The organism is Primorskyibacter sedentarius, assembly GCF_004342065.1.
In the GTDB taxonomy this organism is placed as follows: Bacteria; Pseudomonadota; Alphaproteobacteria; order Rhodobacterales; family Rhodobacteraceae; genus Primorskyibacter; species Primorskyibacter sedentarius.
Genome location: NZ_SLZU01000001.1, coordinates 354,225 through 367,108 on the forward strand (window position 1 = coordinate 354,225; position 12,884 = coordinate 367,108).

The window sequence follows — 12,884 nt, forward strand, 5'->3', positions numbered from 1 at the left end:
CGCGCCGATCATGACCGGCGCGGGGTGTTGGTGTTACTGGCGCACCGCCGGTGTTTCGACCGACAGACCGTTGCCGCGCGAGGCGACGTAAAGCTCCAATGCGCGGAACTCGTCGGACCCTTCGGCAAAGGTTTCAGCCCGCGTGTCCCGGATACAGCCGCGGAAACGGTTGTGCTTGGAGATCAGCTTGGCCTGCTTCAGGCGGTAGGTCGGAAAGCCGTTGGTCTGGCCCTGGCTCAGGTGATCGGCGCGGATGTAATTGCCATAGTTGTCTTCGTGGCAATTGGCGCAGGACAGCTCCAGCTGACCGTAACGCGTGTAGTACATCTCCTTGCCCTGCTCCCAGTAAGGGGCAGCAGCACCGTCGATCGCCACGTCCATCGGCATACCGCGCGACTGAAGCGAAATCAGCGCGACCATCGACTGCATGTCGTTGCCCGACCATTTCCATTCGTCGGCCTGCATACGCTCTGTCCGGCATTCGTTGATCAGGTCTTCCATGACCACCAGCTTGCCGTCTTCGTCGATCTTGGGCATCTTCGCGGTCAGACCGGCGAAGTTCTCGACACCTTCGTGGCAGGAGGCGCAGCTTTCGCCCGCCTCGCCTTCGACCACATCATACGCGTCAATCGCCTGATCCACGAAAAGCATCGCAGGGTTGTCGAAATCGTCGATTTCCAGCGACTGCGTTTCATCCGTGCGGAAATGCCAGCCCGAGATGACCTCGTCCAGAGCACCATCCAGATGGTCGGGCGCGGCAGCCTTGGAAATCATCTCGATCTCGCCGTTGATGACCAGCTTGTCATCGTCGGCACCGCCCGCGACAGCCATCGGGCCTGCGGCGATCAGCATTGCGGCGATTGCCGTCATTGCCTTGTTGTTCATTTATTTTTCCCTCCCGTTATTGCGCCCCGCCCGGAAATCCGGACAGGGCGTTCGCCCTATCAGGCGACGGTAACGCTCTTTGCTTCCTCGTAGACGGACCCGTCATCGTCGTACCAGGTGAATTTGAAATCACCGGTCTCGGGCACGGTCGCCTCGAACTGGAAGTAAGGGTTGGTCGAAATCGCCGGTTCCAGCGTGACGTCGATAACGCTCTCGCCATTGAATTCGCAGGTGAAGCGATTGATGATCGAGCGCGGGATCTTGTTGCCGTTGCTGTCCTTGCGCTGACCCGACTCCATCGGATGGCTGATGAGGGTCTTGATCGTGACCGCCTCGCCTGCCGATGCCTTGCCGGGAACCTTGACGCGGGGTTTAACTCCGGATGCCATAGTCTTGTTCTCCTCTGATCAGCCGCCGCAGCCGCCGATGGTGACTTTCACGGTCTTGGACTGGCGGGCAAAGCTGCCATCGGCCAGTTTGGCGATCGCGACAACATCCTGCGTCCCGGCCAGACGGATCCGCGTGCTGGCCGATTGCGATGCCGCGAGCGGACCGAAATTGAACGTTGCCACGGGCGGCGTCGGGTTGCCTGCTGCCAGCAGCATGATCGCTGTGGCACCGGGGGCCGAAACCTCTACGGGCACAGTGTTGCCGTTCTCGGCGATCTCTGGCGCGGTCAGTTCGACACCGGCTTCGGCAAGCTCTGCCCCGCCGGTGAATTCCGCGATCAGATCGTCAACGGCCGCATTGGCGCGGAACGGCAGAACCGTCATCAGGGCCGCCCCGGCCCCCATCGCCAGCGTCTCACGTCGTGTGAATTGCATTTCTCTCTCCTCTTTGCCGCGGCGCGGTCAGCTTTCCTTCAGGGTCAGCAGGTAGGCCACGACGTCCTCGATCTCCTGCGCCGAAAGGATCGGCGTCAGATCTTCTTCCTTTGCGGCCTTGCCGGTATAGGCATTGCCCGGCCGGATGAAACCGCTGGTCTTGTAGAAGGCCGGCATGACCGACCCTTCGAAGGTCATCTTTGCATTGGCGACGATGCCGCGCAGTTCTTCGGCGGTGCGATACTCGCCCACGCCATCAAGCGTCGGGCCGACCTCGCCGTGGAACGGGGCATCGTTGAGCGCAGTAACCGCGTGGCAGGCAATACAGTTGCCCTTGCCGCGCGACGTCATGATGGCGGCGCCGTTCTCCGGGTTGCCTTCGGCGCCGGAAAGCGACACTTCCACGGCACCGTATTCGTCAAACTGAACTTCTGCGGGCGTGACCTCAGCGGCTTGCGCCGCCCCGGCCGTCATCACTGCCGCCGCCAGTGCGATCCTTGTGATCTTCATGTTTCCTCCCATGCTACCTGTTCTTTCCTCGCGGATAGCTTTGCATACCGTAGGCTACCGCATGCAGGAGACGCAACAACAAATTCACAGAAGTGAATAGTTGCTGCGCCGCCGCATGGGTCAGTCGGTATTGCCATCGTTCCTCTCTTTAATCCTGCGCGCATGGTATCGCTGAAAATCCTCCCCGTTATCAAGCAGGTATCTCTCTTCCAGCACCCAGGTGTACATGTCCATCGTGGTGCCGCGCGCAAAGGCGCCGGGCATCATAGCGACGGCAGCCTGCGGAGCCGAGACGCCCTCGGGCACCTCCTGCGGCAGGAACAAAACGGTGGGCGTGAACAGAATCCCCCATTTGCGGGCGGCTGCCTTCTCGCTCATCACCTCGCCGTCGAAATCGGTCATCTCGGTATCGCTGTGCAGGTTCAGGCGTACGACAAAGAAGTTCTCCTCGATGAAGGCTCGCACGTCCTCGCGCGCGTAGATTTCTTCGTGCATCTTATGGCAGTAGATGCAGCCACGCTGCTCAAAGAAGATTGCCATGCGCTTGCCCTCGGCATTGGCCTCGGCCAGATCCTCGCGCATGTCCTTGAACGTGTCGCGGATGAAAGGCTCGTTATAAAGCCCGTCATCGCCCATTTCGAGCGCGACAGCGGGCACGGCAAGCCCGAGGATCATCAGAAATACGCCCAGAAATCGTTTCATGTCAGGTTCTCCCAGATATGGTTCAGCCCAAAGAGCCGAAGGACGGGAAGGTTTCCAGCAACCAGTTGCCGATCACGCTCACCGTGTCTGTTGCGATCAGGATAGCAAAGAGGATCAGCATCGCCCCCATCACTTTTTCTACGTAGCCAAGGTATTTGCGGTTTCGCGCTGCCCAGGCCAGAAACGGGCGCGCAAACAGGGCCGCTATGACGAAAGGTGCGGTCATCGCCAACCCGTAGACCAGCAGCAGCAACCCGCCGCGCCAGATATCGCCCATGCCACTGGCGATCATCAGGATCGACGCCAATGCAGGCCCCACGCAAGGCGTCCAGCCAAAGCCGAAGGCCAGCCCCATGACATAGGCGCCGACCACGGTGGTGGGTTCGGCCGTGCTCTCGATCCGCGCCTCGCGGTACAGCAGCCCGATCCGGATCACGCCCAGAAAATGCAGGCCAAAGACGAAAAGAACCGCCGCCGCGACATAGCTCAACGGCTGTTTCCACTGCGCAAAGGCCTGCCCGACAACCGTGGCGCCCATGCCCAGCATTACGAAGATCGACGTCACCCCAAGCGCGAAGGCCACCGAGGACAGGACAAGACGTGTCTGCGCCCCATGCGCGACCGCTCCGTCCTCACGCAGCTCGCTCATTGAAATACCTGCCATGTAGCACAGGTAGAAAGGAACCATCGGTAAGATACAGGGGGTGAAGAAGCTGAGCAGTCCCGCCAGTGCCGCACCCAGATAAGATATGTCGAACACCGGGAGGCTCCTTGATCAATTCACATATTCAGATTAGGTTGTGCATCGTGTCTTCGTCAATCAGGACCTGATGGAACGGATCAGAATTACCCTCGCCGCCCTGGCGGTTTATCTCGGGGCCGCCCTGTCTGCGGTCGCGGCCCCTCAGCTCGTCATGGTGGAACGTGACGGCTGCCATTGGTGCGAGACCTGGAACGAGGTGATCGGCCCCATCTATCCCCTTACGCCGGAAGGGAAATTCGCGCCTCTCCAACGGGCGGATATCCATGACGGGGCACCGGACGGCATGCAGTTTGCCCGGGCGGTGTCGTTTACGCCAACTTTCATCCTGATGGAAGAAGGTGACGAGATCGGCAGGATAGAGGGCTATCCCGGAGAAGACCTCTTTTGGATGATGCTTGAAAAGCTGCTAAAGGACAAAACCGACTACGGTGCAGGCTCGTGACGCTGCCCGCAGGAAACACAAGTGACGCGTCGGCCTGTGCCGACAGACGAGGAATGTAACGATGCCCCTACCGGTTCTCAGCCCCGACATGTCGGAAGGCGAAATGGACAAGATCGTTGACAATGCCACCGCCGCCTCTGCCTTTCTCAAGGCGATCAGCCACGAGGGGCGGCTGATGATCCTGTGCCATCTCGTCTCTGGCGAGAAATCCGTGACAGAGCTCGAAGAGCTCCTCTCCGCCCGGCAGGCCGCGGTCTCTCAGCAGCTTTCGCGGCTTCGGCTGGAAGGGCTTGTCGTCCCCCGCAGAGAAGGCAAGGCGATCTATTACCGGCTGGCGGATGACCGGCCGAGGCTGATGCTGGAGCGGGTCTACGAGCTGTTCTGTTCCGACGATTCCTGACGCAATTGGTAGAGCCACCCGCACCGGACAACCCTGCGGGGGTTTGACCCGCCTCGGCGCGCGGGGTCGGTCCCTCGCGCGCTGACACGTTCGATTCGCGCCTTAAAGGAGCGCGGTGCCGATATCGCGGTGATTGCCACAGGGGCAAGCCGGGTACATACTGAAAAACCTATATGTGCTGGATGCACGGGCAGGAGGAGGCCCCGCATGTTGCTTGATTTCCTGTCGGAGACCCAACTGGTTGCGTTGATCGGCCTTGGCGGGGGCATCCTGCTTGGACTGGCAGCACGACTGGGACGCTTCTGCACGTTGGGCGCAATCGAGGATTGGCTCTATGGCGGGTCCGTGGTCCGGCTGCGGATGTGGGGCATTGCCATCGGGACCGCCATCATCGGCAGCTTTGCCTTGATTGCCAGCGGCGCCCTGCCCGCCGCCGAAACCATGTACCTGTCGCTGCGCTGGATGCCGCTGGCCTCGATCATTGGCGGGCTGATGTTCGGGTATGGGATGGCGCTGTCTGGGAATTGCGGCTACGGCGCGATTGCGCGGCTGGGAGGTGGGGACCTGCGCAGCTTTGTCATCGTGCTGGTCATGGGCGTCTCGGCCTTCACGGTGCTGAGCGGGCCCTTGGCGCCGCTCCGCGTGGCGCTTTTTGACCAGCAGCCGGTGACCGACGGTGCGATACCCGGTATCGCGCATATGCTGGCCGGGGCGACGGGCCTGCCCGTGGCCGTTTTGGGCATTGGCATCGGCGCGGCGCTGGTTGCGATCTCGCTTGCCAGTCGCGCCATGCGGGCAGAGCCCATGGCGATCTTCTGGGCCTTTGTGGTCGGGGTTGCGGTGATCACCGGCTGGGCCGGGACGGCCTGGGTCGCAGGCCACGGGTTCGAAGCTTTGCCATTGGTATCACACAGTTTTTCGGCGCCCGTGGGCGAGAGCATCCTCTTTGCCATGACCGGCAGCGCGCGCCCTTTGTCCTTTGCGGTGGGATCGGTGGCGGGGGTCTGGACCGGGGCTTTTGCAGGCTCGCTTCTTAAAGGGCATTTTCGTTGGGAAGCCTGCGAAGATCCACGGGAGTTGCGCCGTCAGATCCTGGGTGCGGCGGTGATGGGCGCAGGCGCTGTCATCGCGATGGGATGCACTGTCGGACAGGGCATCAGCGCCTTTTCGGTGCTTGCGATTTCGGCGCCCGTGACCTTTGCCGCCATCCTTGCCGGGGCCGCTTTTGGCCTTCGGCAACTGATCGAAGGGTTCCAGCCGGCCGAGTGATCTGCGGCGAAGTTTGGGGCCATTGGGGGCTTTTGTACATCTGTTTGGTACAAATGCCCCCCGCCCCGTCGCGGCCACGATTTTCCGGCCTCTTTTGACCCTCGACAGACCCTCGACCGGGCTTCGAATTCCACGAGGCCGGGCTGGTGTCAGCCCGCCTCGGCCAGACGCGCGACGTAGCGCGCAAGCGTGTCGATTTCGAGATTGACCCGGTCCCCGACGTCGACGCGACCCCAGGTCGTGACCTCCTTGGTGTGGGGGATGAAGTTGATGCCGAACTCTGCGCCCTCGACCTCGTTCACCGTGAGCGAGGTGCCGTTGAGCGCGACCGACCCTTTGGGGGCGATGAACCGCGCAAGCGCATCGGGTGCGCGCAGACGGACGCGCGTGCTGTCGCCTTCGTCCCTGACCGACACGACCTCTGCCACGCCATCGACATGACCGGACACGATATGGCCGCCCAGCTCGTCCCCGACTTTCAGCGCGCGTTCCAGATTGACATCGCGCCCCTCGGCCCAGGCATCAAGGTTGGTCTTGGAAACCGTCTCGGCGCTGATCTCGACATCGAACCAGCCGGGGCCAAGATCGATCACCGTCAGGCACACCCCGTCACAGGCAATGGAGGCGCCGATATCGATGCCATCCGTCTGGTAGGAGGTGCCGATCCTGGCCCGCAGATCGCCACGCTGCTCCAGCTGCTGGATCTTTCCGACATCCGTAATTATGCCCGTAAACACAATCTTTTCCCCTTCCTGCTTAATTGACCCAACAGCTTCGATCCGCCATAGTCGGCGCACGACCGTAGCTTTTGTATGTGTATGTAAGTGATGACGGTATGGGATATTTGAACGAGTTGAGCAACGAGTCTGAGGACAGGCGCGTGTTCCTGTTTCTTCAGGGACCACACGGGCCGTTTTTCAACCGGCTTGGTGCAATGCTGCGTCGCGCCGGGGCACAGGTCTGGCGCATCGGGTTCAATGCGGGTGATCGCGCCTTCTGGTCCGACAAGGACAGCTATATCCCCTATACCGGCCGGGTCGAGGAGTGGGTCAGCCACTTCGCCGATCTGGCAAAGCGCAAAGGCATCACCGACCTCGTACTTTACGGCGACACGCGCCCCGTTCACGCACAAGCCGTTGCAGAGGCGCGCCGCCTCGGGCTGACCGTGCATGTCTTCGAGGAAGGCTACCTGCGTCCCTGGTGGATCACCTATGAACGCGACGGGTCCAACGGCAATTCGCGGCTGATGGACATGACCGTGCCGCAGATGGTCGACGCGTTGAAGCAATCGGATATGGAAACACCCCTGCCACCCTGCCATTGGGGCGATATGCGGGCGCATATCTTCTATGGCGCGCTCTATCACTGGTTCGTCATGTTCAGGAATCGCGGCTACCGGAATTTCCAACCGCATCGCGAGATGCCCGTGCAGAAAGAGCTGCGCCTGCATCTGAAACAGCTGATGCTGATGCCCTTTCTGTCGCTGCAGCGACGGTTTGCCACCGCACGAATCCGCCATGGCGGCTATCCCTATCACCTTGCGCTGTTGCAGCTGGAACATGATTCGAGCTTTCAGCAGCATTCACCGTTCAACACGATGAGCGAGTTTCTGGACCTTGTCTGCCGTGGCTTTTCCGAAGGCGCGCCCCGGCATCACCATCTGGTCGTGAAGGCCCACCCGCTGGAGGATGGCCGCGTGCCGTATCGTCAGCTGCTTGCAGAACTGGCCGAACGCTACGGGCTGCAGGGCCGCATCCATTACGTGCATGGCGGCAAGCTGGCGCGGCTGCTGAACGAGGCGCGCAGCGCTGTCACCGTCAATTCGACGGCCGCGCAGCAGGTGCTGTGGCGCGGATTGCCGCTCAAGGCCTTCGGGCGGGCGGTGTTCAACCAGCCGGAATTTGTCTCTGACCAGACGGTGCAGGAGTTCTTTGCCGGGGCCACGCGCCCCGATGCGCGCGCCTATCGCGATTACCGTCGCTACCTGCTGGAAACCAGCCAGGTGGCGGGCGGTTATTACTCGGCCCGCGGGCGCAGGCAGTTGCTGCGACAGGTGGTCGACATGATGCTGTCACCCGAAGATCCCTATGATGCGTTGCTGTCCGGGACCGCGGCACCAAGGCAACAGTTGCGGCTGGTGACCTGACCAAGGGCCCTGCCCCGTCTGGCATTTCGATTTGCTTTCCGGTAGCTTCCGGCGGAAAGCCAAGGCAGAACATATTAACAGTTCGAGGAAGCCAGACAGTGAAACCTACTGCGACCCGCCGCGCGAAAGCCGTGGCCTTGCTGGCCATCGTTTCGATCGTAGCCTCTTGTGGCCTTCCCCGCGTCGGACCAAACAAGCGCGAAATCTATTCCGGTTCGGTCCAGCAAGAGGGCAACGCCTTTGTCGTGGCGGTGGACGATCATGTCACCCATGCCATCGATTCCGTGCCGTCGCTTGGGTTTTCGGAAAGTTTCCGCAGCGCGGGCGCCTTGGGAAGCGACACGATCCGCGCCGGTGACACGCTGGGCCTGACAATCTGGGAAAACGTCGATGACGGGCTTTTGTCGAATGAAGGTCTGAACTCTACCATGCTGGAAGAGGTGCAGGTCGACGGCAGCGGCTTTATCTTCGTGCCCTATGCGGGCCGTATTCAGGCCGCGGGCAACACGCCAGAGGCGATTCGCCGGATCATCACCAACAAGCTGGCCGATCAGACGCCGGACCCGCAGGTTCAGGTGCGTCGCCTGGCCGGTGACGGGGCCACGGTCAGCCTTGTGGGCGCCGTGGGCGCGCAGGGGGTCTACCCGATCGAACGCCCGACCCGCACGCTGTCTGCCATGCTGGCGCGCGCAGGCGGTGTCACGATTGAGCCCGAGATTGCACAGGTCCGCGTGCTGCGTGGCGGCAAGAGCGGCAAGATCTGGTTCCAGGATCTGTACGAACATCCCGAGATGGATATCGCCCTGCGCGGCGGTGACCGCGTGATGGTCGAGGAAGACAGCCGCGCCTTCACCGCGCTTGGCGCGACCGGGCAGCAGGCGCGCATGCCCTTCGAACACCAGACGCTCAGCGCGATCGAGGCGATTGCACAGGTGGGTGGTCTGATGGCCTCTGCCGCCGATCCCACGGGCGTTTTCGTGATGCGGGACGAGCCGGCCCATGTGGCGAACCACGTTCTGGGCCGCCGGGATCTGAGCGGCAACCAGCGCATGATCTACGTGCTGGACCTGACAGAGCCCAACGGGATCTTCATGGCGCGCGATTTCACCATTCGTGACGGCGACACGCTTTACGTCACCGAGGCGCCGTTCACCCAGTGGAACAAGGTTGTTTCCGCCATGACCGGCTCGCTTGCCTCTGTCGGTGCTGTCAACAGCGCAGCCGAGACGTTCTGATCCGGCTGGAAGGCGTAACATGACTGAACTGCGGAGCGCCGGGGAGAGATCTTCCCGGCGTTTCTACGTCTATAATGGCGGGTTCCTGACACAGGCACGCCTGCGCCGCATCCTTGCGCTTTCGGGTTATCGCGTGTCGCTGGGCCTGCCCGGGCGGGGCGATCCTGTCGGCGTCTGGGGCCGCAGCCCGACCGCGCATCGGGGCGAGGCGGTGGCGGCGCGGCGGGCGGCCTCGCTTGTCCGGGTCGAGGATGCGTTTCTGCGCTCTGTCCGGACAGGGCGGGACGGCGATCCGCCGCTGGGGCTGCTGATCGACCATTCCGGGGTGCATTTCGACCCCTCGACCATCTGTGATCTGGAACGCCTGCTGCTGGACCATCCGCTGGAAGATGCGGCACTGCTGGCGCGGGCCGAGGCGGGCATCGCCCGGCTGATCCGCGCCGATCTGAGCAAGTATAACGCTTTCGACCCCGCCCTGCCCGCGCCCGCGCCGGGCTATGTGCTGGTGGTTGACCAGACGCGGGGCGATGCCTCTGTCACGGCGAGCGGCGGCGACCGGGCGCGGTTCGTGGAGATGCTGGACGCCGCACGACGCGAAAATCCCGGCCGCCGCATCCTTATCAAGACCCATCCCGAGACGCGCGCAGGCCATCGCCCCGGCTATTTTCAGCCCGAAGATGCGGGCGGCGATGTGGCGTTTCAGGATGCGCCCGTGTCGCCCTGGGCTTTGCTGAAAGGGGCCGAGGCGGTCTACACGCTGTCGTCGCAGATGGGGTTCGAAGCGATCCTTGCCGGGCATGCCCCCCGTGTCTTTGGGCAACCCTTTTACGCAGGCTGGGGGCTGAGCGTGGATGAGCGCCCCCTTGCCCGGCGCGGCCGCGCGCTGCGTCCGGCGCAGCTTTTCGCGGCGGCGATGATCCTGTACCCGCGCTGGTACGATCCCTGTCGCGACAGGTTGTGCAGCTTCGAAGAGGCCGTGGATCTGCTGGAGGCGCAGGTGCGCGCCTTTCGCGATGACAGGCGGGGCTGGGTGGCCGAGGGCATGCGCCTGTGGAAACGCGCGCCGTTGCAGCGCTTTTTCGGCACTCAGCGCCGGGTTCTGTTCGACGACAAGACCCCGGAAGACACGGCCAGGGCGCAAGACCGGCGCCACATGGTCTGGGCGGGCAAGGCCAGCCCCGGATCGGGTGCGGTGCGGGTTGAGGACGGGTTTTTACGCTCGCGCGGGCTGGGGGCAGAGCTGATCCCGCCGCTGTCGCTGGTCTGCGATACGCGCGGGATCTACTATGACCCCTCCCGGCCCTCGGATCTGGAGCAACTGATCGCGGCAAGCCCCGACCTGCCTGCCGATCAGATCCACCGCGCGGAGCGGTTGATCGCCGCGATCACCGCAGGGGGGCTGTCGAAATACAACCTGCCTTCGGGCCTTCCCGATCTGCCGCCCGGCCGCCGCGTTCTGGTGCCGGGTCAGGTGGAGGATGATGCCTCGATCCTGACGGGCTGCGGCGCGCTGCGGAGCAATCAGGCGTTATTGCAGGCCGCGCGGGAGGCCAATCCGGATGCGGTTTTGCTGTACAAACCCCACCCGGATGTCGAGGCGGGGCTGCGCCAGGGCGCGGTGCCGGATGCCGCTCGTGTTGCGGACAGGGTGCTGGAACATGTCGATATGGGGGGGCTGTTGGGAGAGGTGGAGGAGGTCTGGACGCTGACCTCGCTGACCGGGTTCGAGGCGTTGCTGCGCGGGGTGCGCGTCGTGACGCTGGGCGCGCCGTTCTATGCCGGATGGGGGCTGACGTCCGATCTGGGAGAGGTGCCCGGTCGGCGCCGGGCACGGGTGTCTCTGCCGGGGCTGGTGCATGCCGCGCTGATCGCCTATCCGCGCTACCGCGATCCGGTATCCGGCCTGCCCTGCCCGGTCGAGGTGGTTGTCGAACGGCTGGCAAAGGGAGAGGTGCCGCGCCCCGGCCCCTTCAATCGCAGCCTGTCCAAACTGCAGGGGCTGTTTGCCAGCCGGGCGCATCTTTGGCGGAAATAGCGGCGTCACGGTTGGGGCGCGGTCAGGCGCTCTGACGCGTCCAGCGGTGCATGACGTCCGGGCCGATGGCGCAGCTTTCGGCCAGCACAAAGCGCGGCGCGTCGGCGAGATGTTCCAGCCCCAGCGCCCCGATCGAGGGGCGGCCTTCGGCGCCAAGCGCCACGCCGGCGGTAAAGCCGATCAGTTCGTCAACCAGCCGCGCCTCCAGCAGGGAGGCGGCCAGCGTGCCGCCGCCTTCGCAGAAAACCCGCGTCAGCCCGGCCGCGCCAAGCGCCTGCAGCACCGAGGCCGGGTCCACCTGCCGACCCCGCAGCGCACAGGGTATCAGCTGCGCGCCCAGCCCCTGCCACGCCGCGTGCAGGTTCGGATCGACATCGGGACCGTGGCAGATCCAGACGGGAATGTCATTGGCGGTGCGGGCAAGCTGCCCCATCAGCGGCAGGTCCAGCAGGCGCGAGACAACGACGCGGACCGGTTGGTGCCGCGCCCCCAGATCGCGCACGGTGAGCGACGGATCATCGGCGCGCGCGGTCCCGCCGCCGACCATCACCGCGTCATGGCGGCTGCGCTGCGCATGGACCAGACGCCGCGCGGCGGGCCCGGTGATCCACTGGCTTTCGCCGCTGGCCGTGGCGATGCGCCCGTCAAAGCTGGTGGCGAGTTTCAGCGTGAGCCAGGGGCGCCCCAGTTCGACGCGGCGAAAAAAGCCAGCATGCGCATCGGCGGCCTGATCTGCAAGAATACCGGTGGTGACGGCGATGCCCGCGGCGCGCAGCATGTCAAACCCACGGCCCGAGACGCGGCTGTCGCTATCCTCGAACGGGGCCACGACGCGGGCGATACCGGCCGCGATCAGGGCCTGCGCGCAGGGCGGGGTCTGTCCGTGATGGGCGCAGGGTTCCAGCGTGACATAGGCCGTGGCACCGCGCGCGGACGCACCTGCCTGCGCCAGGGCTTCGGTTTCGGCATGGGGGCGGCCGCCGGGTTGCGTCCAGCCGCGCCCGACGATGCGGTCGCCCTGCACGATCACGCAGCCCACGGCGGGGTTGGGCCAGCACCTGCCCTGCCCGCGCCGGCCAAGGGTCAGCGCGTGGGCCATATGCCGGATATCGGCGCTGGTCACTTTTCGGGGGCGGGGTCCGGGCGCAGTTCGCTGACGAACTTGTCAAAATCATCCGCGGCCTGGAAATTCTTGTAGACGCTGGCAAAGCGCACATAGGCGACGGTGTCGATCCGGGCCAGCGCCTCCATCACGATCTCGCCGATCTGCTTGGACTGGATGTCGGTTTCGCCCATGCTTTCGAGCCGGCGCACGATGCCCGAGATCATCTGGTCGATGCGTTCGGGTTCAACGGGGCGTTTCTGCATGGAGATGCGGATCGAGCGTTCCAGCTTGTCGCGGTCGAAATCCTCGCGCCGACCGTTGGTCTTGATCACCACGAGATCGCGCAGCTGCACGCGTTCGTAGGTGGTGAAACGGCCACTGCAAGCCGGGCAGAAGCGCCGACGCCTGATCGAGACATGGTCCTCCGCGGGCCGTGAATCCTTGACCTGAGTGTCCATATTTCCGCAAAACGGGCAGCGCATCGGCCATCCCCCTATGTTTTTCCGCCTCTTTTTGTAGGTCTCGGGGCCTACTTGGGCAGTACTATAGGACAGCCTCTAGGGTTTGG

At 63.7% G+C, this 12,884-nt stretch carries 15 protein-coding genes; 6 read left to right on the forward strand and 9 right to left on the reverse strand.

Annotated elements, in window-relative coordinates:
• Positions 1–33 precede the first annotated feature (33 nt).
• From soxA to EDD52_RS01660, 6 genes are all read right to left on the reverse strand, one after another.
• A complete protein-coding gene (soxA, locus tag EDD52_RS01635; protein ID WP_132241283.1) occupies positions 34–885 on the reverse strand; it encodes a sulfur oxidation c-type cytochrome SoxA in 852 nt (283 codons plus the stop codon).
• 59 nt (positions 886–944) lie between these two features.
• Positions 945–1,274, reverse strand: coding sequence for a thiosulfate oxidation carrier complex protein SoxZ (soxZ, locus tag EDD52_RS01640; protein ID WP_132241284.1), 330 nt, complete (start codon positions 1,272–1,274; stop codon positions 945–947).
• Between the two features lie 18 nt (positions 1,275–1,292).
• Positions 1,293–1,709 carry a thiosulfate oxidation carrier protein SoxY gene (soxY, locus tag EDD52_RS01645; RefSeq protein WP_132241285.1) on the reverse strand — a complete coding sequence of 139 codons (417 nt, stop codon included), beginning with the start codon at positions 1,707–1,709 and terminating at the stop codon, positions 1,293–1,295.
• Between the two features lie 27 nt (positions 1,710–1,736).
• A complete protein-coding gene (gene soxX, locus EDD52_RS01650) occupies positions 1,737–2,219 on the reverse strand; it encodes a sulfur oxidation c-type cytochrome SoxX (protein ID WP_132241286.1) in 483 nt (160 codons plus the stop codon).
• Positions 2,220–2,339: 120 nt separating this feature from the next.
• Positions 2,340–2,921 carry a thioredoxin family protein gene (locus tag EDD52_RS01655; RefSeq protein ID WP_132241287.1) on the reverse strand — a complete coding sequence of 194 codons (582 nt, stop codon included), beginning with the start codon at positions 2,919–2,921 and terminating at the stop codon, positions 2,340–2,342.
• Positions 2,922–2,943: 22 nt separating this feature from the next.
• The gene (locus EDD52_RS01660; RefSeq protein ID WP_132241288.1) at positions 2,944–3,681 is read right to left on the reverse strand and encodes a cytochrome c biogenesis CcdA family protein; all 738 of its coding nucleotides are present in this window, start codon (positions 3,679–3,681) and stop codon (positions 2,944–2,946) included.
• Positions 3,682–3,751: 70 nt separating this feature from the next.
• Here EDD52_RS01660 and EDD52_RS01665 point away from each other — a divergent pair, with 70 nt between their 5' ends.
• The 3 genes from EDD52_RS01665 (at position 3,752) to EDD52_RS01675 (ending at position 5,795) form a co-directional block, all read left to right on the forward strand.
• Positions 3,752–4,126: a thioredoxin domain-containing protein gene (locus EDD52_RS01665; RefSeq protein ID WP_207905952.1), complete on the forward strand. Its 375-nt coding sequence runs from the start codon at positions 3,752–3,754 to the stop codon at positions 4,124–4,126.
• Positions 4,127–4,187: 61 nt separating this feature from the next.
• Positions 4,188–4,526 (forward strand): ArsR/SmtB family transcription factor, encoded by a 339-nt coding sequence (locus EDD52_RS01670; RefSeq protein WP_132241289.1) that lies wholly within the window; start codon positions 4,188–4,190, stop codon positions 4,524–4,526.
• 210 nt (positions 4,527–4,736) lie between these two features.
• Positions 4,737–5,795 (forward strand): YeeE/YedE family protein, encoded by a 1,059-nt coding sequence (locus EDD52_RS01675; protein WP_207905962.1) that lies wholly within the window; start codon positions 4,737–4,739, stop codon positions 5,793–5,795.
• Between the two features lie 149 nt (positions 5,796–5,944).
• On the opposite strand, the gene EDD52_RS01680 is transcribed toward EDD52_RS01675, so the two are convergent.
• On the reverse strand, positions 5,945–6,532 hold the full coding sequence (locus EDD52_RS01680) for a riboflavin synthase (RefSeq protein WP_132241291.1): 588 nt from the start codon (positions 6,530–6,532) through the stop codon (positions 5,945–5,947).
• Positions 6,533–6,630: 98 nt separating this feature from the next.
• Here EDD52_RS01680 and EDD52_RS01685 point away from each other — a divergent pair, with 98 nt between their 5' ends.
• From EDD52_RS01685 to EDD52_RS01695, 3 genes are all read left to right on the forward strand, one after another.
• On the forward strand, positions 6,631–7,941 hold the full coding sequence (locus EDD52_RS01685) for a capsule biosynthesis protein (RefSeq protein WP_132241292.1): 1,311 nt from the start codon (positions 6,631–6,633) through the stop codon (positions 7,939–7,941).
• Between the two features lie 98 nt (positions 7,942–8,039).
• Positions 8,040–9,176, forward strand: a complete 1,137-nt coding sequence (locus EDD52_RS01690) for a polysaccharide biosynthesis/export family protein (RefSeq protein ID WP_132241293.1) — start codon at positions 8,040–8,042, stop codon at positions 9,174–9,176.
• A 19-nt stretch (positions 9,177–9,195) separates the two neighbouring features.
• Complete coding sequence (locus EDD52_RS01695; protein WP_132241294.1) at positions 9,196–11,211, forward strand: capsular polysaccharide biosynthesis protein; 2,016 nt, start codon at positions 9,196–9,198, stop codon at positions 11,209–11,211.
• 22 nt (positions 11,212–11,233) lie between these two features.
• Here the strand turns inward: EDD52_RS01695 and ribD are convergent, their stop codons facing one another.
• Positions 11,234–12,334, reverse strand: coding sequence for a bifunctional diaminohydroxyphosphoribosylaminopyrimidine deaminase/5-amino-6-(5-phosphoribosylamino)uracil reductase RibD (ribD, locus tag EDD52_RS01700; RefSeq protein ID WP_341539830.1), 1,101 nt, complete (start codon positions 12,332–12,334; stop codon positions 11,234–11,236).
• Positions 12,331–12,798 carry a transcriptional regulator NrdR gene (gene nrdR, locus EDD52_RS01705; protein ID WP_132241295.1) on the reverse strand — a complete coding sequence of 156 codons (468 nt, stop codon included), beginning with the start codon at positions 12,796–12,798 and terminating at the stop codon, positions 12,331–12,333. The genes ribD and nrdR overlap by 4 nt, the downstream gene beginning before the upstream one ends.
• Between the last annotated feature and the right edge of the window lie 86 nt (positions 12,799–12,884).